A 255-nucleotide genomic window follows, 5' to 3' on the forward strand; every position below is an offset into this window, starting at 1 on the left:
GAAACGCCGTCAGATACGATATGATGCGTATCGAACATTAGAATGTGTCGGTCCGGCGCCAGTTCGGCAAGGCCTACCCGCAGAAGTGGCGGCTTCGCTAGATCAAACGGACGAACGAATTGGCGCACCATTTCTTCCGCCTGCTCCTCGCTGATCTGCACATATTCCACCTGGAAGGCGGCTTCTTTGTAAATCCGCTGAACCGCTTCGCCTTTTACCATCTCAAAGCCGGTACGCAGCGTTTCATGACGAGCT

Annotated in this window: 1 protein-coding gene; it reads right to left on the reverse strand. The window is 54.1% G+C overall.

What is annotated here, in order from left to right; translation table 11 throughout:
- Nucleotides 1-255: condensation domain-containing protein (locus tag ACN6NF_RS25950; protein WP_474320333.1), on the reverse strand; the 255-nt coding region annotated here is incomplete at both ends.

The organism is Paenibacillus sp. TSM33 (assembly GCF_056099025.1).